The organism is Chryseobacterium sp. GW823-FHT05E08 (assembly GCF_058795655.1).
The window spans coordinates 538725-560616 of record NZ_JBXAHY010000002.1 but is presented as its reverse complement, the minus strand read 5'-3'; the positions used below and the strand labels follow the sequence as shown (position 1 = coordinate 560616).

The window sequence follows — 21892 nt, the reverse complement described above, 5'->3', positions numbered from 1 at the left end:
AAATTTGCAGTTCAATTTTTAAGAATTTATGGCAAAACTTACAAAGAATGCTCAACACGAGCAAGAAGGTAAAGAAACAGTAGAGTTTTTTAAAGACCTTGACAGAGAGGCTTTAAACACAGAAAGGTTTCTTGAGAAATATTCAAAGCCTCTAGGTATTGTTTTTGGCGCACTTGTTTTAGGTGTTCTAGGGTTTTTCGCTTATCAGCAATTTATTGTAGCTCCTAAAAATGTTGAAGCTATGAAAACTTTCCTTTCTGCTCAGAAAAATCTTATGGAAGGAAAAGATAAAGAAGCTTTAGGAGGAAAATCTGCTGCAAACCCAGGTTTTGTTGGTACTTATAACGATTATTCTTCTACAAATGTTGGTAAACTTGCCGGATATAACGCTGGTTTATTGAAATTCAAAGAAGGAAAATTTCAGGAAGCTTATGATCTTTTAGATCAATTTTCATCTGATAACAAAACATTGATGGCAATGAAATTTGGCGCAATGGCAGATGCAAAATCAGGTCTTAACAAAAATGATGAAGCTTTATCATTATTAGACAAAGCATCTTCTGCATCTTCTGATCCTTACACTACTTACTATTTCACAAGAAAAGCAGGTATTTTAGCTTTAGGATTAAAGAAAAACGCAGATGCAAAAAAATATTTTTCTGCAATTGACGAAAAATATCAGGACTACGACAACGGAATGTCTGATTCTTATATTGAAATGACTAAATATTACTAAAAAATGGCAACAGTTAATCTATCCGATTACAAGCCACTTCATATAACTAATGCCGAAGATTTTTCTATCGGCATTGTTTTTTCTGAGTGGAATGATTTTGTAACATACAATCTTCGTGATGCAGCTTTGGAAATCCTTGAAAAAGAAGGCGTAAAAGCTGAAAACATAAAGCTTTTCCCGGTTCCGGGAGCATTTGAGCTTAACTACGCAAGCATGCAGCTTTGCAAGGAAAGAAAATACGACGCGGTAATTGCAATTGGTTGCGTGATACGTGGAGAAACTCCTCACTTCGATTTCGTTTGCTCTGCAGTAGCTCAGGGGATCAAAGATTGTAATATCTTAACAGATACTCCTACTATTTTCTGTGTATTAACAGACGATACAAAAGAGCAGTCTATCGCTAGAAGCGGTGGCGATCTTGGTAACAAAGGTGTTGAAGCGGCTGTTACAGCACTAAGAATGGTAGATTTTAAAAAGAATTTATCTGAAAAAACCGGAAATATCGGTTTCGGGCATTCATAATTTTAACATTCGTTATAAATTCATAAAACAAAAAGGACTATAATTTATAGTCCTTTTTTTATTGATAACTCTCTTGTTTTCTGCATTAAAACAGGTTTTGTCCTCTGATACTTATTCTTTAATGGTAAATTAACCATTTATAAAACTCCTAATAATTAAGATGTTTATGTATTTTTTATTAAATGATTGTGAACAAAAAGTATCTTTGCGAAAAATCAACTTATAATTCAACCAGATGATTACTCAAAAAATTAAACCTTTTTTATATTTAGGTATTTTTTACCTCATAGTTTCATTAGTTATAAGACTCGTTTTCTTATTTCATCCCATAACTACCGCAAGTTTTGGATTTTTTGAGATAATTAAAGTATTATCGATCGGAATTATTAATGACATTTTTGTGTTCACCATTGCGAGTGTGTTTCTGGCACTGTACTTTTTATTTCTATCAAATTCGAAGTACGATAAACCTTACGGACATATCATATTAGGAATACTTGTACTTATTTTCCTTTATATCCTCGTTATTCCCAACAATATTTTCAAACAATATGGAGGCTCAATTGCAGAGATTGCCCTTGCTTTTATTGGTTTAAAAATACTTTTCTTTGGATTAATGCTTTTCTTACCGAGCAAAAGAATTCAGATCAGAAATGTTCTTTACTTTATCATATTATTTTTGTATTCGGTAATTATCATCTTCAATGCGGTAAGCGAATATTTCTTTTATAATGAATTTGGCTTGAGATATAATTTCATCGCTGTAGATTATCTTATTTACACCAACGAAGTTATCGGAAACATCATGGAAAGCTACCCTGTTGTTCCTTTATTCCTTTCCATATTTGCTGTTGGGCTTGCCATCACGTTCTTCATTTATAGAAAAACAAGAAAAGAGCTTTTAGACCTTCCGAATCTAAAACAGAAGTTCATCTTATTGGGTTCTTTTATTGTATTGGGTGCAGTAAGTTTATTCGGATTAAGTTTTACAACGAAAATAACCTCTCCAAATGTCTTCGCAGAAGAAATTGAAGCCAACGGATTGCCTAAATTTTACTGGGCATTTACCCATAACGAACTTGATTATTTTCAGTTTTATCCTAAAATAGATCAAAAATTAGCTGAAAAGAATTTCTTAAGTGAATTTTCTACTCCGGCTTTAACAAGAAATATCACTTCAGAACAGCCTGAACTAAAGAAAAATGTAGTTTTAATTTCCATTGAAAGTCTATCTGCAGATTTTATGGAACATTATGGAAACACAGAAAAACTGACTCCATTTTTGGATAGTCTGGCAGATAAATCGATGATGTTTACCAATCTTTATGCTACTGGAAACAGAACCGTTCGTGGTTTGGAAGCTTTGACGCTTTGTATTCCCCCAACGGCTGGAGAAAGTATTATTAAAAGAGAAAATAATAAAAATAAATTCACGACCGGAAGTGTTTTCAAATCTAAAGGGTATGATGTGAAATTTTTATACGGCGGATACAGCTATTTCGACAATATGCAGGATTTCTTTGCCGGAAACGGTTATGGAATTGTAGACAGAGATAACTTTAAACCAGAAGAAATTTCTTTCGCCAATGTTTGGGGCGTTGCCGATGAAGATATGGCTAAAAAAGCAATTCAGGTGATGAATGCTGAATCAAAGTCAGGAAAGCCATTTTTTAATCATTGGATGACGGTTTCCAATCACAGACCGTTTACTTATCCTGACGGAAGAATTGATATTCCAGGAAATGCAAAATCCCGTGAAGGCGGAGTAAAATATACCGACTATTCGCTTAGAAAGTTCTTTGAAATGGCTAAAAAACAAGATTGGTACAAAAATACAGTCTTCGTTATTATCGCCGATCATTGTGCTTCCAGCGCAGGAGACACAGAATTGCCAATGGATAAATATAAAATTCCTGCAATGGTTTATTCTGAAGGATTTATTCAGCCTCAAAAATTTGATAAGCTGATGTCTCAGATCGATGTAATGCCAACTGTTTTCGGTTTATTGAATTTTAATTATCAATCTAAATTCTTGGGTCAGGATGTCTTAAAAAGTGAATTTCAGCCTAAAGCTTATATTGCAACATATCAGGATCTTGGATTTGTGAAAGATGATCATTTAACGATTATTTCGCCTGTAAGAATTATCAGACAATATTCTCTGAAACAAAAACCGGGTAAATTATCTCCTCAATTCAATATTTATTATGATGAAAATATTTTAAAAGATCATAATCAAAAGCTTGTTGATGAAACAATTTCCGCGTATCAGTCTACTTCTTATTGGTTAAAAAACAATCAGTTGAATCGTTAATTTTGGTTACAGAAAATATTTTTATTGATAATTTTTCATGTAAATATTTAATGTTAATATTAATTTTATATTTTTAACTTTACTAACAAAATTAAACACATTATGAAATGGACAGACGATAGAGGTGGCAACGTTGAAGACCGTCGCGGAGGCGGTGGAAGCGGCGGTGCAATTGTAGGTGGCGGACTTGGAACTTTAATTATTGCCGCTATCATCTTCTTTCTGGGAGGAGATCCTTCAAGCATATTAAGTTCAGGCAGCATGTCTTCACCACAAACTCAGACCGAACAACGAGAATTAAGTGCCAACGACAAGAAAATTGGAGAAATGGTCGACATGATGGGAAAATGGAATATCCTGACATGGGATCAGGTTTTCAAGGAAAACGGCATGACTTATACTCCTCCAAAAATCATTCTTTTTACAGAAACTACTCAATCCGGTTGTGGAACTGCACAATCTGCGATGGGGCCTTTTTATTGTCCTGCAGATCAGTCTGTTTACATGGATATGAGTTTCTTTAATGAACTACAGCAACGATTTGGAGCAAAAGTTACCGAATTTACGATTGCTTACGTTTTGGCTCACGAAGTTGGCCACCACGTACAGACACTTCTAGGAACAACCCAAAAAGTTGATGCCTTAAGAAGAAGCGGAAGATATTCTGAAACCGAAATGAACAGAGTTTCTGTTGCAACCGAATTACAGGCCGATTTCTATGCCGGAGTTTGGGCTAAGAAAACAGATTCTAGAGAACATATTTTAGAACCTGGTGATATTGAATCTGCGATTGAAGCTGCACAAGCTGTTGGAGACGATAATATTCAGAAAAGATCTCAGGGATATGTAAATCAGGAAAGCTTTACGCACGGCTCATCTGCACAGCGTAAAGAATGGTTTATGAAAGGGTATACTACCGGAGATATCAGACAAGGTGATACTTTCAACCAACTTTTAAAATAAATTAATCCTTATAAAAATTAAAAACCCTGAAGAAGTTCTTCAGGGTTTTGTTTTATTTCAATTCTATCGGATTGCTGTTGTTTTTAGCTTCCTCTTTTATTCTGTCTTCCATTCTTTTTCTCATTTCGGCAGGATTTTGATTTCCGCCACGGCCACCTCCACCACCTGATCTTGGTGAAGCAATTCCTCCACCACCCATTCTGGTCTGTGAAAATCCGCCACCTTGTTGGCTCATGAATGACATTGGATCTGTTCTGTATTTTTCCTGTTGTTTTAAATAATCTGCTCTTTTTACTTTAATGGTATTTCCAAACTGATTCATTGTTGGGAAATCGGCAATTTTATAGTTTTTCATTAAATCAAAAGAATATTCTCCTTGAGCGTCTTCCACTTTCACGATCAAGCCGGGAAGTCCTGTAAATTTGTACGGTCCATCCTGATAAGGTAGGTCTGTTGTAAACCAAGCCGTCCATTTTCTTCCAGCAAAATCAGTTTCAGCTTTCTGAACTTTATATTCTCCAATTTTTGTGGTTTCAGGAAGGATTTTCCAACTTAACGGGCGATCTTCCTCGTAAGAATAAATATCTCGGCCAATTCTGTCTTTAAAAAAAGTCTTTTGGTTGGTTTTATCTTTTTCTATTGAATAATTAATATTTGAACGTAAACCTTCCATCTGGTCTCTGTTAAAACCTCTCGCGCCACCGCTTTGAAAGTTTTTCTGCATGATAGAATCTCTTTTCAATCTGTTTTCAGAATAGAACATAGATTTTTCTGCTGAAATGTCTAAGTATGTGTTTTCAGTTTTTATATCAGTTTTGTTTGCTGCATCCGGTTTCATGGTCACCTGATACACAAATCTGTTGGCTTGTGCATAGATATTCTGCATGAATAGTGCTAAAGCAATGATTCCTATTTTTTTCATTTTAAATTTATTTTAATTCAATTGGGTTTTGGTTAATATTGTTTTTAAAAGAAGTATTCTCTGTATTAGCGCTTGGCATCGATGGATTATTACCTTCCATCCCTCCTCTGTGAGACATTCCTTCACCACCACCTGAGTGATTGCCACCTCTCATTCCGCCCATTCCGCCGCCATGTTTTCCGCCACCGCCGTTAAAACTTTGCATTCCATCTCCATTACCCAGCCTTTTGTTTTTTATAAATTCTAGCTCCAATGCGGCTTTATCTCCATTAAAGTTTACTCTTGTACTTAGCTTGGCATCAGAACTAACGGGTTCTTCAAAAGCATTTTTAACTATAATTTTCTTAATAAGATCGAATTTATAATCACCTTTATCATCCTCTAACTTTACAATCAATCCCGGTAATCCGGAAAGTTTGTAGGGACCATCAGAAATAGCAATTTCTTTTGTAAACCATGCCGTCCAAACTCTGCCTCCAAAATTGGCAACTGCTTTTTGGGACGGATACCCATTCTGTTTCTCTGTAACATCTGTTATCTCCCACTTTACAGGTCTGTCTTCCTGATAATAAATTTGCTTCCCGACTACTCTATCGTAATAATAAACCTTTTGTCCAGGAATATCTTTAGTAATATAATATTCAAAAAAAGTAGGCTCAACATGTTTTTTGATTCCAAGTTTTGAAAAATCTTTTTCTTCTTTTTTTACATCTTTCTTTTCTTCAATTTTAAATGTAGAGAATAAAGAATCTTTAATTAATTTATTCTCACTAATAAATAAAGATCGATTGTCTTTGATATCTAAAAAAGTTTTCTCGTTCTTTAAGCTTACCAGATTAATTGAATCCGGATTCACCGAAGTTTCATAAATGTATCTTGTAGTCTGCCCATAAGACATTGTTACCAAAAACAGCGCTAAAAAAACAAGTACTTTATTTTTCATTATTATTTCTTTTATAGATAAAAAATCCTATTCAAAGTTAAATCAAAAACAGAGTTTCCTGATTGGGGATAGAAAATTTATACAATTTTAACATTAACAATCATATCGATAATCAACTTAATAAGATTAGAATCATTAAAATAGATAGCTTCAATTTGAGATTGCGGAAATTAGTTCGTATTTTTGCAAGATTAAATCATTCTAAATAAATACAATGATAAAAGTATCAGACCAAGCAAAGGCAAAAGCTATCCAACTTATGACGGAAGATGGCTTCAACCCTGCTGAAGATTATATAAGAGTAGGGGTAAAAAGTGGAGGATGTTCTGGTTTAGAGTATGTTTTGGGATTCGACAATCAAAAAGCAGACACAGATCAAATTTTTGAAGACAATGACGTAAAAATTGTTGTTGAGAAAAAAGCTATCCTTTATCTGGCAGGAACTATTCTTGAGTATTCAGGAGGATTAAACGGAAAGGGGTTTGTTTTTAACAATCCTAATGCATCCAGAACGTGTGGTTGTGGAGAGAGTTTTTCTTTATAATTAGAAGTTAGAAACTAGAGGTTAGAAATTAGCATACCGCGAAATTTTAACATCTGCATTTTAACATCTAAAATCTATTAAAATGAGTAAATACACTGAAGACGACTTAAGAGTCGATTTAGAAAATAAAAAATACGAATTCGGTTGGGAAACAAAGATCGATTATGAAGATTTCCCGATTGGTTTAAATGAAGATATCGTTCGTGCCATCTCTGCTAAAAAAGAAGAGCCGGAATGGATGACAGAGTGGCGTTTGGAGTCTTATAGAATCTGGCTGAAAATGACAGAACCTGATTGGGCAAACATTAAATATACAAAACCAGATTTTCAGGCGATTAAATATTATGCAGCCCCTAAATCTAAGCCAGAACTAGCAAGCTTAGATGAAGTAGATCCAGAATTATTGGCAACTTTTGCAAAATTAGGAATCAATATTGAGGAACAAAAAAGACTTTCAGGAGTTGCTGTAGATATTGTAATAGATTCAGTTTCTGTTAAAACGACCTTTCAGGACACGTTAATGGAAAAAGGAATTATTTTCTGTTCAATTTCTGAAGCGATCAAAAATCACCCGGATCTTGTTAAGAAATATCTTGGTAAAGTAGTTCCTAGAGGAGATAACTTTTATGCAGCATTAAATTCCGCAGTATTTTCTGACGGAAGTTTCTGCTATATTCCAAAAGGTGTAAGATGCCCAATGGAATTGTCTACGTATTTCCGTATTAATCAAGCAGGTACCGGTCAGTTTGAAAGAACAATCGTTATTGCTGATGAAGGAAGTTACGTATCTTATCTTGAAGGCTGTACAGCTCCATCAAGAGACGAAAACCAGCTTCACGCTGCTGTTGTAGAACTTATTGCAATGGATGGTGCTGAAATTAAATATTCAACTGTTCAAAACTGGTATCCAGGAAATGAAGAAGGAAAAGGAGGTGTTTTCAATTTTGTAACGAAAAGAGGACTTTGCGAAAGAAATGCAAAAATCTCTTGGACTCAAGTTGAAACAGGTTCTGCTGTTACTTGGAAATATCCGTCTTGTATCTTAAAAGGTGACAACTCAATCGGTGAGTTCTACTCTATTGCGGTGACTAACAATCACCAATATGCAGATACAGGAACAAAGATGATCCACATTGGTAAAAATACCAGATCAACGATTATTTCTAAAGGTATTTCTGCAGGAAAATCTCAAAACTCATATAGAGGATTGGTAAAAGTAATGCCTTCTGCAAAAGGAGCAAGAAACTTCTCTCAGTGTGACTCTTTGCTAATGGGCAACGAATGTGGTGCACACACTTTCCCTTATATTGAAATTAAAGATCCTACGGCTCAGTTAGAACACGAGGCTACAACTTCAAAAATCGGTGAAGATCAGATTTTCTACTGTAACCAAAGAGGTATTGATACAGAAAGAGCAATTGCTTTGATTGTCAACGGATTCAGTAAAGAAGTTTTAAATAAATTACCAATGGAATTCGCTATTGAAGCGCAAAAACTATTGGAAATTTCATTAGAAGGTTCTGTAGGATAGATATATAAGTATTAAGTTTTTATTTGATAAATTCTTAATGTTTAAAACAAAAAATAAAGAAATAGTATTTCATTGATAAGTGTTAGCGCCTTTGTTTATCTTAAAAAAGCAAAGGAGATTAAAAAAATCTTAGTCTAACCTTGCGATAAACTTGAACATATGTTAAATATAAAAAACTTGCACGCCAAAATTGCAGATGGCGCAGAAATTTTAAAAGGTATCAATCTCGAAATAAAACCGGGTGAAGTTCATGCGATCATGGGACCAAACGGAGCCGGAAAATCTACTCTTTCTTCTGTAATCGCAGGAAAAGAAGAGTATGAAGTTACAGACGGAGAAATTCTTTTTCAAGGAGAAGACATTATTGAAGATGCTCCTGAAGACAGAGCGCACAAAGGTATTTTCCTTTCTTTCCAATATCCTGTGGAAATTCCCGGGGTTTCTGTAACCAACTTTATCAAAGCTGCTTTAAACGAAACCAGAAAAGCAAACGGATTGGAAGACATGTCTGCAAAAGAGATGTTAGCCATGATTCGTGAGAAATCTGAGCAATTGGGAATTAAAAAAGATTTCCTTTCAAGGTCATTAAATGAAGGTTTTTCAGGAGGTGAAAAGAAAAGAAACGAGATTTTCCAAATGATGATGCTTAACCCAAAATTAGCTATTCTTGATGAAACTGATTCAGGATTAGATATTGATGCGTTGAGAATCGTTGCAGACGGGGTAAATACATTCAAAAACGAAGGAAATGCAGTTCTTTTGATTACTCACTATCAAAGATTGCTTAACTATATTCAACCTGATTTTGTTCACGTTTTAGCAGACGGAAAAATCATCAAAACAGGAGACAAATCTCTTGCTTTAGAGCTTGAAGAGAAAGGTTACGATTGGCTTCTTAACTAAGAAGAAAAAGTTTTTAGCTAAGATTTTATCAATTTTAACTAAAAAACAAAGCGGAAAAACCGCAGTATTATTACAATATTCAAATATATAAAAAAGGTGTGATGGCCGAAATCGCAGTAATGGCTTTATACGATCAAATTATTGACAACCACGGTGAATTTTTGGAAAGTCTTCGTCACAGATTTCTGGATGAAGATAGAAAATCTGCTATTCAAAAGTTTGAAAGCATTGGTTTTCCGACCAAAAAAGACGAAGAATATAAATATACCAACATCAAGGAGATTACGGAAAAAAGTTACAATTTTTTCCCGAAAGAAAGTCACAATATCACCAAAGAGCAATTCGACCAATTGCATTTAGGCGAAGAAAATTTTGACTGGATCGTTTTTGTAAATGGTAAACTTCATAAAGAATTATCTAAAGTTTCTATCGAAAACGTAGAGTTCCTATCATTCAATTACGCTTTGAATGACGAGAATCACAAAGAAGTTTTTGATAAATATTTTAATACAATTGCTGACGGAAACTCGGCTTTTACAGATTTAAATCTTGCATACTGCAAATATGGTTTCTTTCTGAAAGTTCCGAAAAATGTAGTGATTGAAAAACCAATCCATGTTTTCTATATTTCTCAAAATCAAGAAGAAAACACATTCTACAACACAAGAAACCTGTTGATCGTAGAAGATGGAGCAAAAGTGGAAATTATTGAAAGTCACCACAATTTTGATGATACATTTGTATTAACAAATTCTGTAACGGAGATTTTCACGTATCCAAATGCAAAAGCAGATTGGCATAAACTTCAAAACGATAACCATACGTCTTATCTTGTAGACAGCACTTTTGCAAAACAGGAAAAAGACAGTTTAACAACGGTAAACACATTTACTTTTGGAGGTAAATTGGTTAGAAATAACCTTGATTTTATTCATAATGGATCAAATATTAATTCATTCATGAACGGGATTACAATTATTGGGAAAGACCAATTGGTAGACCACCACACGGCGGTTCATCATAAAACGCCCAACTGTGAAAGTTACCAGAATTATAAAGGTATTTTCAAAGACAATGCTCACGGAGTATTTAACGGAAAAGTTTTCGTTGATAAAATCGCTCAGAAAACGAATGCTTATCAGCAAAATAACAACGTTTTATTAAACGAAGGAGCTACAATTGATACAAAACCTCAGTTAGAGATTTTCGCAGACGATGTGAAGTGTTCTCACGGCTGTACGGTTGGACAATTGAATGAAGATGCATTATTTTATCTAAGAGCAAGAGGTATTTCTAAAAAAGAAGCGCAGGCTTTATTGTTATATGCGTTTGCAAATGATGCGATGCAGAATATCGATATCGAACCTCTTAAAGAAAAAGTTTCAAAGCTTTTGGCAGAGAAACTAAACGTAGACATAGAGTTCTAAAAATAAATTGATACATAAAAAAGCACTTCAAATTTGAAGTGCTTTTTTTATTGAAGATGGTGTTTAATTAACAATTCACTTGCGCAGCAAAATTCACCATTCACCAACTTATTTCTTCATCCAAGACTGATTATCTTTTTTGTCAGAACGCTTTCTCCCATTATCAATATTATACGCAAAACCAACGCCTAAAGTCTGTTTCAACTGCGTTTTTTTAATTTGATTATGATCATACATTAGATCCAATGTAATATTTGAAGAGATAAATTTATTGATCTTCATATTCAGAACAGCACCGTAAGCAAGAACTAATCTGTCCGGATGATCAAGATAATTTGAAAATACAGAAGCTGTGTTTGTCAGATTAATATTTTCCATCAATTTCACTTTATAAATAGCCGTTCCCAAGAAACCGAACTGGAAAAGTGAAGAATCTCCGTCATTTTTTAAACCATAACTTCCTGCATACTGTAAATCTTCATCCAAAACAAAAGTTATTCTGGCATTTGCAGGACGAAGCGTCATTGTAAAATTATCATTAGGACGGTAAGTCACACCAACACCAACATTTACATATCCCGGAGACATAAAATTGGAGATTTTCTTTGCATCTGGATTATTTCCGTCTTCATAACCTCCCGCAAACTGGGTTTGCAAACTTGCACCTCCGGAAAGGTACCAGTTCTTTCTAAACTCTCTTCCGTAGTTGGTTGAAAGATTAATAACGTCCTGTGTTTTTCTTGTTCCAACGCCTTTTGTATTATTCTGTCCGTAGCCAAGAATTACGATGTTTTCCCAAAGATCTTTGCCTTTTTCGTAGGTCATGTTATAATTAACTCCGGCAAGCCAGCCAACGTTATTGGCTCCTCCGCCTACCCAATTTGAAAAGGCAGCCTGATTCAGCATTAAAGTATTTTGCCCCTGAATAGACCAAGCTTTTGTAGTATCTACCACTGGTGCATCAGTTTTTGTTTCCTGTGCAGCCGCACTTATTCCGAGAGAAATGGAAATTAGTAATAAACTTTTTTTCATAGTTTGAAGGATTTTATTAACACAAAAATATAAATATAATTTTTGTTAAAAACAAATCACTCATTTTTGACATAAATATTCATTACATAATACTTTATTTATCTGAATGTTAAACCAGATTTAACTTAAATTTTAAAGCTTGAACTTAAATCTACTTAAAAATCAACTTTATTTAAAATCAAAAAAAGCAACCCATTTCTGAATTGCTTTTTAACATGTTATTTCCAGCATTTTATTTTTTAAGCCACCATTGACTGTCTTTTCTGTCAGATCTTTTTACCCCATTGTTAAGAGTGTAAGCAAGGCCAACTCCTAATGTCTGCTTCAATTGTGTTTTTTGAATCTGATTATGGTCATACAAAACATCCACAGTTATATTTGAAGATAAAAATTTGTTCACTTTTAAATTTAAAACAGCTCCATAAGCAAGAACTAGTCTGTCCGGATGATCCAAATAATTTGAGAATACGGAAGCGGTGTTTGTAAGGCTTACATTCTCCATCAATTTCACTTTATATAAGGCTGTTCCAAGGAAACCGAATTGTAATAAAGAGGAATCACCATCCTGTTTCAAACCGTAATTTCCTGCAAGTTGAAGCTCTTTATCAAGAACCAAAGTCCATCTCGCATTGGCAGGACGCATTGTAACGGTAAGATTATCATTTGGCCTGTAGGTAATCCCCAAACCAAAGTTCAGGTATCCCGGCGCCATAAAATTGGATATTTTTTTAGCTTCAGGATTATTTCCGTCCTCATATCCTGCTGCAAATTGAGTTAATAAACTCGCACCACCGGATAAATACCAACTTTTTGAAAACTGCCTTCCATAATTGGTAGACACATTAATAACATCCTGAGTCTTTCTCGTTCCGATACCCTGAGTATTATTTTGTCCGTAATTCAAAACAATAATATTTTCCCAAAGATCCTTGCCTTTCTCATAGGTAATGTTGTAATCAGTTCCTGCAAGCCAGCCAACATTGTTAGCTCCACCGCCGACCCAGTTTGAAAAGGCAGCCTGATTAAACATCAATGAATTTTTACCTAAAACAGACCAGTGTTTTACCGTATCTACTACAATCGTATCTTTCTTTAATTCTTCCTGAGCTTTTGCATATAATCCAACAAAACCGGAAAGAACCAATAAAAACTTCTTCATTCTTTAAGATTTTCATTTACAAAAATATCAATATAATTTTGGTTGAAACAAACCTGTCTCAACATGAACCTTCTCAACACCGTATTTTTTCAGCATTAACATACTAAAACTAAGCCAGTTTGTAAATTTCAATGACAAAAAATTTTGTTTACTATTTAAAACTGATTAAAATCATAGCGTTTTGTCTTAAAATAATTGAGGATCAATGAAATCATCGCCAAATTTTCCGAAATTTATCCTTGGCGTTTCATTTGACGTAAGATATTCATGTTTAAAAATGTAATTTCCAAAAGAGCTATTCTATATCCACTGCTAATGCTTGCTGCAATGTGGTTTGGCTACTTTTTACAAATGCAGGGCTTTTTTGAAAGTTGCTTTGGAGCGATCATTCCTTTATTACCGGAAGGCTTATTGGGAATCGTTACTTCTCCCCTTTTACACGGAAATCTGGATCATATCATAGGAAACTCAATTCCTATGGCGGTGCTGATGTTTCTTTTATATCAATTTTATCCTTTAGTTGCCAATAAAGTCTTTATTTTAGGCTGGCTGGCGACAGGTCTTTTAGTTTGGCTTCTACCACCAGTTGATATTACTACTGGCGAATATATTTATACATGTACCATCGGAGCAAGCGGTGTGGTGTATGTTCTGGCTTTTTTTCTTTTTTTCAGCGGTGTTTTTAAATGGGAAATGAAACTTTTGACAATCTCTTTATTAGTCGTTTTATATTATGGAAGTTTAATCTGGGGAATGTTTCCTGAAGAAATGTTCTATAATCTGCAGGAACCAAGCAAAATTTCTTGGCAGGCTCATCTTTCCGGAGCTGTTGTGGGAAGTATTATTGCTTTTGCATTTAAAAAAGTGGGCGAAAAAAAGAAAAAATACATTTGGGAATTTCCTAATTATTACAGTGAAAAAGATGATAAGCTTTGGCAGGAATACAAAGAAAACCATCCCGATGATTTCTTAGAATTACCCTATAAAAAAAGAGACGATATTTGGGATCATTTGGATGAATTAAGAAAAAAATAAAACTAATTTTTCTACATTTGTGAGATAAAACAACACAAATGTATTCTGAAGAACAACTCTACTCCATCGCTTTACGTGAGTGTAATCTTATTGGTGATATTAATTTTCTCAAGCTCGTCCGAACGTTTGGAACTGCAAAAAATGCTTGGAAAAATGCAAAAAAAGAATATAATAAAGTAGACGGCATTGGTAGAAAAACAGTTTCAGAAATTGGAAATCCAACTTATTTGGAATTTGCAGAAAATGAGCTGAAATTTTGCGAAAACAATAAAATTCAAATAAGATTAAGACATCTGAATCAACTTCCAAGATTATTGAATGAATGTGATGACGCTCCGGCTATTCTTTATCAAAAAGGAAACTTTGACGATTCTTTAGAAGCAGTGAGCGTTGTCGGAACAAGAAATATGTCACTTTACGGCAAACAATTTATACAGGATTTTTTTGAAGAAACAAAATCGGGTAATTACATTTCCGTGAGTGGTTTAGCGTTGGGTATTGATAAAGAAGTTCATGAGCAATCTATTCAAAATCAAATAGCTACAGTGGCAGTTTTGGCGCATGGATTTCATACTTTGTATCCGGCAAAAAATAGAAAACTGTCTGAAAAAATCATTGAAAATAATGGCGCTTTATTTACGGAATTCAATTCTTCAAGAAAACCGGACAGAGAAAATTTTATCCAAAGAAACAGAGTCGTTGCAGGCATTTCTCCCGCAACAATTGTTGTAGAAACGGCCTTTGGAGGAGGCTCAATAAGCACCGCAACGTTTGCAAATAATTACAATCGAGAAGTTTTTGCCCTTCCCGGAAAAATCACAGATAAATACAGTCAGGGTTGTAATCAACTGATTTTTCAGCATAAAGCGAGTGCTATTTCAACGATTAAAGATCTTATTAATTCATTGGATTTTAATAAGTCGTATCATAAAACTGAGGAATTATTTCCGCGCAGTGAAGAAACCATTCAATTAACTGAAAATCAAAAAGTAATCTATAATTCCATTATTGAAAATCCACAAATAACTTTGGATGATCTTGCCCAGAAAATATCATTGCCTTCCCACAAAATTTTGCCTGTAATTTTAGAATTAGAGCTTTTGGGGAAAGTGAAATCGTATTCCGGGAGGCAATTTGCTGCAATTTGAGATTTAACTATTTCTTAATATTGCATTATTTCACACATAACATTTAATTTTCAACAAGATTTAAACCCAAATTGTGGATTTAATAATATTTCGCCCCGTTATTATTAAATTTTCAGCAATTATTAAATAAGGTATTGTGAATTTCGAAAAAAAAATTAAATTTGTTGACAATAATATTCAACCTTACTATATGGAACAATATAATATTGACCAGAAAATTCAGGAGTTTATTGCAAAAATAGAGGCAAAAAACCCTAACGAGCCAGAATTTTTACAAGCTGTAAAAGAAGTTGCTGTGACTGTAATTCCGTTTATTATGACCAAAAAGGAATATACGGGAATGAAACTTCTAGAAAGAATGGCGGAAGCTGAAAGAATCATTATTTTCAGAGTTCCATGGGTTGACGATAAAGGAGAAATCCAGGTAAACAGAGGTTTCAGAATTCAGATGAACTCTGCGATCGGGCCATACAAAGGAGGAATCCGTTTCCATCCTACAGTAAACTTGTCAGTTCTTAAATTCTTAGCTTTCGAACAAGTATTCAAAAACTCATTAACTACTCTTCCGATGGGAGGTGGTAAAGGAGGTTCAGACTTCGACCCACAAGGAAAATCTGATATGGAAGTAATGCGTTTCTGCCAAGCTTTCATGACAGAATTATGTAAGCATATCGGTCCTGAAACAGACGTTCCTGCAGGAGATATCGGAGTTGGAGCAAGAGAGATCGGATATTTATTCGGACAGTATAAGAAAATCAAAAACGAATTTACAGGAGTATTGACTGGTAAAGGTCTTGCTTACGGAGGTTCATTGATCCGTCCTGAAGCTACAGGTTACGGTGTTGTTTACTTCGCTGAGCAGATGCTTAAAACGATCGGTCAAACTTTCAAAGATAAAACAGTAAGTGTTTCAGGTTTCGGAAACGTAGCTTGGGGAGTTATCAAAAAAATATCTGAACTAGGAGGAAAAGTAGTAACTATTTCCGGACCAGACGGATATATTTATGATAAAGACGGAATCGATGGAGATAAAATCGATTATCTATTAGAGCTTAGAAATTCAGGAAACAACAGAGCTGAGGATTATGCTAAAAAATATCCTTCTGCACAGTTCTTCGCTGGAAAACGTCCTTGGGAAGTGAAGTGTGATGTTGCCATCCCTTCTGCAACTCAAAACGAACTAGATTTAGAAGATGCTAAATTATTGGTTGAAAATGGATGTCTTTGTGTGACTGAAGCGGCAAACATGCCTTCTACACTAGATGCAATCAACTATTTCTTAGATAATAAAGTATTGTTCTCTCCTGGTAAAGCGTCTAACGCTGGTGGTGTAGCTACTTCAGGATTGGAAATGACTCAAAACTCTATCCGTCTAAACTGGACTTCTGAGGAAGTTGATGCTAGACTGAAAGAAATTATGATCGGAATTCATAAAGCTTGTAGAGACTATGGAAAAGAGGAAGACGGCTATGTAAACTACGTAAAAGGTGCAAATATCGCCGGCTTCGTGAAGGTTGCAGAAGCAATGTTGGCTCAAGGAGTAGTATAAAATATAAAGGTTGGGAAATTTTCCCGACCTTTTTTGATACAGCCTGTTCCCGGGATTATAAATGGGAAAAAAGTAAAAAGTGAAAGGAGAAAGCGTTGATTTATTTCAACGCTTTTTTTGTTTTTATTTGATTGAAACTAATTTATCTTTTCAATGTAAATATTCATCAATTTTAATACTCCTGTTTTCGTTATTAGCATCTTCTATGGCTTTCAAAATAGTCTTAATTTGGCTTTTATTAATGGCATATTTATTAAAAAACACATATTCAATAGTCGTTGTATGTTTAATATTTTCTAGCGGATTTTTCCTAAGCAATACTAAATCTGAATGATATCCTACTTTTATTTTTCCCGTTTTACTTTTCATCCAATCGCCTGGCGCAACCGTTGCAGAATAAATAGCTTGCGAGTTGGTCATTCCGGATTTAGATAAGGATTCTAACTCATTATGAAGAGAAAATCCAGGGACAGAAGCCGGTACATTAGCATCTGTTCCAGCCATAATGGGAACTTGGTGGTCTACCAATGCCTTTGTCATAATATGTATTGCTTCTACATAGGTTTTCCAAAAGGTTAATGATGATTTTCTTGCCCTTGGCTCATCTTTTCCATCATATTCATATCCATTTTTGCCGGGTAGCCAACCCATTTTATAGAGAGGAGTTCCTTCAATAATTTTGGGATTGACATATTTTAATTCTATCTCTTTAAGTTTAGATTTTAAATTAAATCTTTGCCCTACAAAACTTTCACACAACGCAACAGTTGAAGTAACACTGATATTATTTTCTTTTAACTTTTTCGCAATTTGGTTAGAACGTGTTTTTAAAAATGTAAGATATTCTTCGGGATTTTTAGAAATTGGTTTTCCAAACTCATCAATCGTTTTAACGGTGAGTTCTTCAATATGAGCTACCTCTTTTTGACCAGATTGATAAAAGATTTCTAGATTAACTAAAGGTATATGACCAATCACCGGAATATTATTTTCTTTAGCAATCTTATTGGTTGTCTTAACCATTTCCGGATTCACAAAACCGTACATCTTAATGGCATCATAACCTTGCTCGCTTATTTTTTTAATCGCTATTTGAGCATCTTTTTTATTTGAATAGTTGATAGATTTTCTTGTCCATGCATAATAATAACCTGTCAATCCGCTTTCACTAAATATTGGCGGAGATGCAATAAACATTCGTGGGCCAAGTCCACTTTTTTGTATTGATTTTCTCCATTCTAAGGCAACAAGCTGTCCTGCCATTTCTCTAATATAAGTAACTCCATTCGCTAAATATAAAAACAAGTCATTCTTACTTTCTTTTAAATGAACATGGCTGTCTACAAGGCCTGGAATTAGATATTGCCCTGTTCCGTCAATAATATCAGCATCTTTATTTATAGCTTGGTGTCCGCCTAGTTGAAGAATCATACCATCTTTAATGAGTACATCTTGATTTTTAATAAAATGACTGCAATCTTCTGACAGAACGTTCACATTTTTTATCAGGAGTATTTTTGAAGGCTTAATAATTGAAGAAATATCAATAGTTTTAGTAGACTTTCCCATGACTTTATTTAATTCATTATCAGCCCAAATAAAAGCACAGATAAGAATACCTAATAATGCCATAACTGAATACAAAATTCCCCTAACCCAACGTTTTTTCATAAATTATCTTGTTTAATTTGAAAAACAAAATAAATACAAATACTTCCTGAAACTATGTGAAAATGGGGATTAGGTACGAAATGCGGCGTTTTAGGTACGGAAATTACAAAGCCAATAAATGCTCTCTATAATTTTTAGAAACCGGAAGTTCAATTTGGGTAAGAGAAATGGTATCTTGATTTTTCCAAGCCTTAAAATGAGATGGATTTATTAAATGTGAACGATGAACCTGAACTAAAAAATTAAAATCATTCTGAATTTTTTTAAGCGTACTTCGGAGGAGTTTTGTTTTTAATTCTCCTCCATCCATAAAGAAAATCTCGACATAATTTTGTGAATTTGAAACACAGATCAAATCATCTTTCCTTATTTTTAAAATATCCAACCTGTTCTCTCCTCTCATAATAATTCTATCGTCTTCTGCTGGAATTAACGTAACAGCATATATTCTTGCCAAAACGATTATAGGTGTTGAAATTAAAGCCGATTTAAGAATTATCATCCTTAAAAATGTAAAAAAATCATATCCTCCATGTAAGATGGGGCTTTTGTAAAAACAAAAAGTACATATCAAATAAAGAAATTGAAAAAAAACAAGACTGGCTATTTCCAATCCAATATTCCATTTTGAAAACTTATGATAAATCTCTTTTTGAAGTAAGGCTAGCATGCCATAACACAGAAATGCGATGAAGCTAAATCCAATACTGATAAAAACCCAAACTTTAAAACTTATTGTTCCATCATCAAATGGTCTTATAAAGAAAGCAAAGATAAAAAGCCAGATGCTTAGGAAGATTCCTATTAATAAATGATGCTTAATCGATGGGTTTAGTTTTTTCATGTAATAAGAAAATGACTATGATATAGTGATTAATTATTTACACATAATTACAAAAAAATCCTGAAATATTACATTCCAGGATTTTCATTGATTATAAAAGACTATTTTCTACTTTGCTTTTTTTCTTTTAGACTTTTTCTCTTCTTTCGTTGCGTCTGCCGGCTTCGTTGCTTCCATGCTTGTATCAGCAGTTACCGTTGCCGTTGCATCAGCGGTAGTTGCCGTTGTTGCTGCACCATCAATTGTTGTTGTTGCAGTGGTTGTACTTGGTGTTGTTGCTGTTGCTCCCTGTGTAGCCGTCGCTGTGTTCCAAGATCCCTGAGTCTGAGCTTGAGTTGAAGTTTGGTTATTCGTTTCCGCAGGTTTTTGAGTTTCCGTTTGAGCTGATACCGCTACGACTCCGACTAATGTAAACGCTGCTGTTAAGATTAACTTTTTCATAATAAAAAATTTTAAATGGTTGTTTAATACTTTTAAAACGACCCACTTTCAATTAATATTATATCTAAAACCCTTATTTAACGTACTTTATAACTCTTTAAGACGAATTGGGATTATAAATTATTTTTCCAAATTTTTCATAATTCGTTCAACAAATTCAAAGGCTGCGGGACAGATTACGGTATTTTTCATCATTAAATCATTAATCTGGTAAATCTTTTTACGATCCGTATGCGGATATTCTCTGCAGGCTTTTGGTCGAACATCATAAATTGAACACGTATTATCACCATTCAGAAAAAAACATGGCAGATTTTGTAAAACTTTATCGTCATCTTCATCTACACGCAGGAACTTAGCTTCAAAATCAGCAGGTTTCATACGCAGATGTTTTGAAATTCTCTCGATATCTTTTTCTGTATATAAAGGGCCTGTAGTTTTGCAGCAATTGGCACATTGCAGGCAGTCTATCTTCTCAAAAACCTCTTCATGGGTTTCCTGAACAACATAATCAAGATTCTTGGGCGGTTTTTTCTTTAATCCGTCCAGAAATTTTTTATGCTCTTTCTGTTTCAGTAAAGCCTGTTTCTTGTAAAATTCTAAATTCATTTATAATTGTTCTTCCGCCAAAATGGGAAGATCTACTTTTTCGTATTCATTAATTTTATCCAAATCTAAAATGGTCGTCAGATTTTCCTTGCTTGGATAATACATTGTGGTAAATTTCGCTCCATAAATAATTTCTCTCGAGACATATGAAGACCGCTGAACCACCGTATTTGAAAACACTTCATCAAATGCACGCACATGAACAATAATTTCAATATTAATATTTTTAAAATCATCCTCAGAGAAGCCATAAAATGGTGAATTTTCATCTATTTTATGCACAACTGTCCAATTGAGCGCCAAGGTATTGATCTTACCTAATTGAGTATCTAATCGATAAAAATTATTCTTCGCCACACCATCTTCAATCACTTCAATCGCCGTTGACAAAATAACTTCAGCATCCGTTAATGCATTATTTTTATACGGTGCTAGTCTGAACATCAAAGCGGTCGTATCCTGAAAAGGAGCAATCACCGTAATGTCAGAAAATCTTAAGTAAGCTCTCGGTCTCGAAAATCTACCGTAAAATAAACCTGTTGCAATGGCAAAGGTAAGCAATCCCAAAAAAGCTTCAAAAGTCGCCACCAAACTCGCCATAAAGCCAACCGGAGCAATTCTTCCGTATCCAACCGTAGTAAAAGTCTGTGAACTGAAGAAAAATACATCAATAAATTCATTTAACGGATCACTTTTATCAATTCCCGTAAGATGTTCTACACCAATTAAATAATAGATCATCGCAAAAATGATATTGATCAAAATATAGGCAACCACAAGATATGTCAGAAACCGAAATGTCGATAAATTCAGCATTGTATGATACCAGCTTAATTTATTGAAAACATTTACTCCTTTTTTCTGAACATTCGGAAGTCCATCTTTATTAATGAATCTTCCGGAAGCGTTACTTCCAAAACCACTGTTTTCAGTGTTTTTCTGTCGAATTTTTTGTCTGAATCCTCTTGCCATTTATTTTAATCATTTTTGTTTTTTTGTTGGTTTGATTTTCTAAAGTTTCCTTTCTCGCAAAGATAACGGCGCGAGCGAAGCGAGCGTCAAAGCAGATCATATTAGCGATGTCTTACAGAACTTTATGAAGCATTTTTAATTTTAATTAAAAGATCAAATCAACACGCAAAGATAAAATATTGTTTTCATGAATTTTATCAATCCCACGATTGAATTTTTAAATTGATTTTAAACTAAATTTGAAGTATGAAAAAACTGGAATCAAGAGAAGATATTAAGCATCTTGTAAATTCATTCTATGCTAAAGTGGTTAAAGATGAAACCATTAGCTTTTTCTTTAATGATGTTGCTAAAGTAGACTGGGATAAACATTTACCAAAGATGTATTCGTTTTGGGAAACTATTCTTTTCGGGCAAATGACCTACAAAGGAAATCCAATGGCCGTACACTTCCCTATCAACGAAATGGAAGCCATGGAAAGGAAACATTTCGACCAATGGCTTGAATTATGGAAACAGACCATCGAAGAAAATTTCGTTGGTGAAAATGCTGATATGGCCATTTATAAATCTGAAAACATCGCCAAATTAATGGCTTACAAGATGGAAATGGCTAGAAAACTTTAA

The 21892-nt window shown here is 34.1% G+C and carries 21 protein-coding genes; 12 read left to right on the top strand and 9 right to left on the bottom strand.

The features are described 5' to 3' along the window. Positions 1-28: 28 nt before the first annotated feature. The 4 genes from AC1Q7L_RS08545 (at position 29) to ypfJ (ending at position 4535) form a co-directional block, all read left to right on the top strand. The gene (locus tag AC1Q7L_RS08545; RefSeq protein ID WP_066753752.1) at positions 29-736 is read left to right on the top strand and encodes a YfgM family protein; all 708 of its coding nucleotides are present in this window, start codon (positions 29-31) and stop codon (positions 734-736) included. 3 nt (positions 737-739) lie between these two features. Beyond that, the gene (gene ribH, locus AC1Q7L_RS08540; protein WP_066753753.1) at positions 740-1258 is read left to right on the top strand and encodes a 6,7-dimethyl-8-ribityllumazine synthase; all 519 of its coding nucleotides are present in this window, start codon (positions 740-742) and stop codon (positions 1256-1258) included. A gap of 235 nt (positions 1259-1493) precedes the next feature. After that, positions 1494-3572 carry an LTA synthase family protein gene (locus tag AC1Q7L_RS08535; protein ID WP_492305076.1) on the top strand — a complete coding sequence of 693 codons (2079 nt, stop codon included), beginning with the start codon at positions 1494-1496 and terminating at the stop codon, positions 3570-3572. A gap of 102 nt (positions 3573-3674) precedes the next feature. Then, positions 3675-4535, top strand: a complete 861-nt coding sequence (gene ypfJ, locus AC1Q7L_RS08530) for a KPN_02809 family neutral zinc metallopeptidase (protein WP_410691601.1) — start codon at positions 3675-3677, stop codon at positions 4533-4535. A gap of 52 nt (positions 4536-4587) precedes the next feature. On the opposite strand, the gene AC1Q7L_RS08525 is transcribed toward ypfJ, so the two are convergent. Together AC1Q7L_RS08525 and AC1Q7L_RS08520 are read right to left on the bottom strand one after the other, a co-directional pair. Next, positions 4588-5457 carry a GLPGLI family protein gene (locus AC1Q7L_RS08525; protein WP_492305075.1) on the bottom strand — a complete coding sequence of 290 codons (870 nt, stop codon included), beginning with the start codon at positions 5455-5457 and terminating at the stop codon, positions 4588-4590. A gap of 7 nt (positions 5458-5464) precedes the next feature. Further along, positions 5465-6400 carry a GLPGLI family protein gene (locus AC1Q7L_RS08520; RefSeq protein ID WP_492305074.1) on the bottom strand — a complete coding sequence of 312 codons (936 nt, stop codon included), beginning with the start codon at positions 6398-6400 and terminating at the stop codon, positions 5465-5467. Positions 6401-6614: 214 nt separating this feature from the next. Here AC1Q7L_RS08520 and AC1Q7L_RS08515 point away from each other — a divergent pair, with 214 nt between their 5' ends. The 4 genes from AC1Q7L_RS08515 (at position 6615) to sufD (ending at position 10805) form a co-directional block, all read left to right on the top strand. Then, a complete protein-coding gene (locus tag AC1Q7L_RS08515) occupies positions 6615-6944 on the top strand; it encodes a HesB/IscA family protein (protein WP_072410235.1) in 330 nt (109 codons plus the stop codon). A gap of 82 nt (positions 6945-7026) precedes the next feature. After that, positions 7027-8475, top strand: coding sequence for a Fe-S cluster assembly protein SufB (gene sufB, locus AC1Q7L_RS08510; protein WP_073293101.1), 1449 nt, complete (start codon positions 7027-7029; stop codon positions 8473-8475). A 159-nt stretch (positions 8476-8634) separates the two neighbouring features. Then, positions 8635-9378 (top strand): Fe-S cluster assembly ATPase SufC, encoded by a 744-nt coding sequence (gene sufC / locus AC1Q7L_RS08505; protein WP_072410231.1) that lies wholly within the window; start codon positions 8635-8637, stop codon positions 9376-9378. Positions 9379-9497: 119 nt separating this feature from the next. Beyond that, positions 9498-10805, top strand: coding sequence for a Fe-S cluster assembly protein SufD (sufD, locus tag AC1Q7L_RS08500; RefSeq protein ID WP_410692135.1), 1308 nt, complete (start codon positions 9498-9500; stop codon positions 10803-10805). Between the two features lie 108 nt (positions 10806-10913). On the opposite strand, the gene AC1Q7L_RS08495 is transcribed toward sufD, so the two are convergent. Both AC1Q7L_RS08495 and AC1Q7L_RS08490 read right to left on the bottom strand, forming a co-directional pair. Further along, the gene (locus AC1Q7L_RS08495; protein ID WP_492305073.1) at positions 10914-11837 is read right to left on the bottom strand and encodes a DUF3078 domain-containing protein; all 924 of its coding nucleotides are present in this window, start codon (positions 11835-11837) and stop codon (positions 10914-10916) included. 232 nt (positions 11838-12069) lie between these two features. After that, complete coding sequence (locus AC1Q7L_RS08490) at positions 12070-12996, bottom strand: DUF3078 domain-containing protein (RefSeq protein WP_492305072.1); 927 nt, start codon at positions 12994-12996, stop codon at positions 12070-12072. Between the two features lie 267 nt (positions 12997-13263). Here AC1Q7L_RS08490 and AC1Q7L_RS08485 point away from each other — a divergent pair, with 267 nt between their 5' ends. The 3 genes from AC1Q7L_RS08485 (at position 13264) to gdhA (ending at position 16728) form a co-directional block, all read left to right on the top strand. Then, on the top strand, positions 13264-14031 hold the full coding sequence (locus tag AC1Q7L_RS08485; protein ID WP_410691606.1) for a rhomboid family intramembrane serine protease: 768 nt from the start codon (positions 13264-13266) through the stop codon (positions 14029-14031). A gap of 38 nt (positions 14032-14069) precedes the next feature. Then, positions 14070-15179 (top strand): DNA-processing protein DprA, encoded by a 1110-nt coding sequence (gene dprA, locus AC1Q7L_RS08480; RefSeq protein WP_492305071.1) that lies wholly within the window; start codon positions 14070-14072, stop codon positions 15177-15179. 190 nt (positions 15180-15369) lie between these two features. After that, positions 15370-16728 carry an NADP-specific glutamate dehydrogenase gene (gene gdhA, locus AC1Q7L_RS08475; protein WP_066759590.1) on the top strand — a complete coding sequence of 453 codons (1359 nt, stop codon included), beginning with the start codon at positions 15370-15372 and terminating at the stop codon, positions 16726-16728. 150 nt (positions 16729-16878) lie between these two features. Here gdhA and AC1Q7L_RS08470 read toward each other — a convergent pair whose 3' ends face one another. The 5 genes from AC1Q7L_RS08470 to AC1Q7L_RS08450 all read right to left on the bottom strand — a co-directional run bounded on the left by AC1Q7L_RS08470 (position 16879) and on the right by AC1Q7L_RS08450 (position 21265). Next, positions 16879-18399: an amidohydrolase family protein gene (locus AC1Q7L_RS08470; protein WP_492305070.1), complete on the bottom strand. Its 1521-nt coding sequence runs from the start codon at positions 18397-18399 to the stop codon at positions 16879-16881. A gap of 103 nt (positions 18400-18502) precedes the next feature. Beyond that, positions 18503-18901: a LytTR family DNA-binding domain-containing protein gene (locus AC1Q7L_RS08465; protein WP_492305069.1), complete on the bottom strand. Its 399-nt coding sequence runs from the start codon at positions 18899-18901 to the stop codon at positions 18503-18505. 450 nt (positions 18902-19351) lie between these two features. After that, positions 19352-19684, bottom strand: coding sequence for a hypothetical protein (locus tag AC1Q7L_RS08460; RefSeq protein WP_410691610.1), 333 nt, complete (start codon positions 19682-19684; stop codon positions 19352-19354). A 120-nt stretch (positions 19685-19804) separates the two neighbouring features. Beyond that, positions 19805-20293 (bottom strand): YkgJ family cysteine cluster protein, encoded by a 489-nt coding sequence (locus AC1Q7L_RS08455; RefSeq protein WP_410691611.1) that lies wholly within the window; start codon positions 20291-20293, stop codon positions 19805-19807. After that, entirely contained in the window at positions 20294-21265 is a 972-nt protein-coding gene (locus tag AC1Q7L_RS08450; RefSeq protein ID WP_492305068.1) for an ion channel, read from the bottom strand. A 246-nt stretch (positions 21266-21511) separates the two neighbouring features. Between AC1Q7L_RS08450 and AC1Q7L_RS08445 the strand changes: the two genes are divergently transcribed. Further along, on the top strand, positions 21512-21892 hold the full coding sequence (locus tag AC1Q7L_RS08445; RefSeq protein WP_492305067.1) for a group III truncated hemoglobin: 381 nt from the start codon (positions 21512-21514) through the stop codon (positions 21890-21892).

Bases quoted from the DNA above. Each gene is read 5' to 3' on its own strand.
- AC1Q7L_RS08545 (WP_066753752.1), top strand. From the start codon at position 29: ATGGCAAAACTTACAAAGAATGCTCAACACGAGCAAGAAGGTAAAGAA.
- ribH (WP_066753753.1), top strand. From the start codon at position 740: ATGGCAACAGTTAATCTATCCGATTACAAGCCACTTCATATAACTAAT.
- AC1Q7L_RS08535 (WP_492305076.1), top strand. From the start codon at position 1,494: ATGATTACTCAAAAAATTAAACCTTTTTTATATTTAGGTATTTTTTAC.
- ypfJ (WP_410691601.1), top strand. From the start codon at position 3,675: ATGAAATGGACAGACGATAGAGGTGGCAACGTTGAAGACCGTCGCGGA.
- AC1Q7L_RS08525 (WP_492305075.1), bottom strand. From the start codon at position 5,457: ATGAAAAAAATAGGAATCATTGCTTTAGCACTATTCATGCAGAATATC.
- AC1Q7L_RS08520 (WP_492305074.1), bottom strand. From the start codon at position 6,400: ATGAAAAATAAAGTACTTGTTTTTTTAGCGCTGTTTTTGGTAACAATG.
- AC1Q7L_RS08515 (WP_072410235.1), top strand. From the start codon at position 6,615: ATGATAAAAGTATCAGACCAAGCAAAGGCAAAAGCTATCCAACTTATG.
- sufB (WP_073293101.1), top strand. From the start codon at position 7,027: ATGAGTAAATACACTGAAGACGACTTAAGAGTCGATTTAGAAAATAAA.
- sufC (WP_072410231.1), top strand. From the start codon at position 8,635: ATGTTAAATATAAAAAACTTGCACGCCAAAATTGCAGATGGCGCAGAA.
- sufD (WP_410692135.1), top strand. From the start codon at position 9,498: ATGGCTTTATACGATCAAATTATTGACAACCACGGTGAATTTTTGGAA.
- AC1Q7L_RS08495 (WP_492305073.1), bottom strand. From the start codon at position 11,837: ATGAAAAAAAGTTTATTACTAATTTCCATTTCTCTCGGAATAAGTGCG.
- AC1Q7L_RS08490 (WP_492305072.1), bottom strand. From the start codon at position 12,996: ATGAAGAAGTTTTTATTGGTTCTTTCCGGTTTTGTTGGATTATATGCA.
- AC1Q7L_RS08485 (WP_410691606.1), top strand. From the start codon at position 13,264: ATGTTTAAAAATGTAATTTCCAAAAGAGCTATTCTATATCCACTGCTA.
- dprA (WP_492305071.1), top strand. From the start codon at position 14,070: ATGTATTCTGAAGAACAACTCTACTCCATCGCTTTACGTGAGTGTAAT.
- gdhA (WP_066759590.1), top strand. From the start codon at position 15,370: ATGGAACAATATAATATTGACCAGAAAATTCAGGAGTTTATTGCAAAA.
- AC1Q7L_RS08470 (WP_492305070.1), bottom strand. From the start codon at position 18,399: ATGAAAAAACGTTGGGTTAGGGGAATTTTGTATTCAGTTATGGCATTA.
- AC1Q7L_RS08465 (WP_492305069.1), bottom strand. From the start codon at position 18,901: ATGATAATTCTTAAATCGGCTTTAATTTCAACACCTATAATCGTTTTG.
- AC1Q7L_RS08460 (WP_410691610.1), bottom strand. From the start codon at position 19,684: ATGAAAAAGTTAATCTTAACAGCAGCGTTTACATTAGTCGGAGTCGTA.
- AC1Q7L_RS08455 (WP_410691611.1), bottom strand. From the start codon at position 20,293: ATGAATTTAGAATTTTACAAGAAACAGGCTTTACTGAAACAGAAAGAG.
- AC1Q7L_RS08450 (WP_492305068.1), bottom strand. From the start codon at position 21,265: ATGGCAAGAGGATTCAGACAAAAAATTCGACAGAAAAACACTGAAAAC.
- AC1Q7L_RS08445 (WP_492305067.1), top strand. From the start codon at position 21,512: ATGAAAAAACTGGAATCAAGAGAAGATATTAAGCATCTTGTAAATTCA.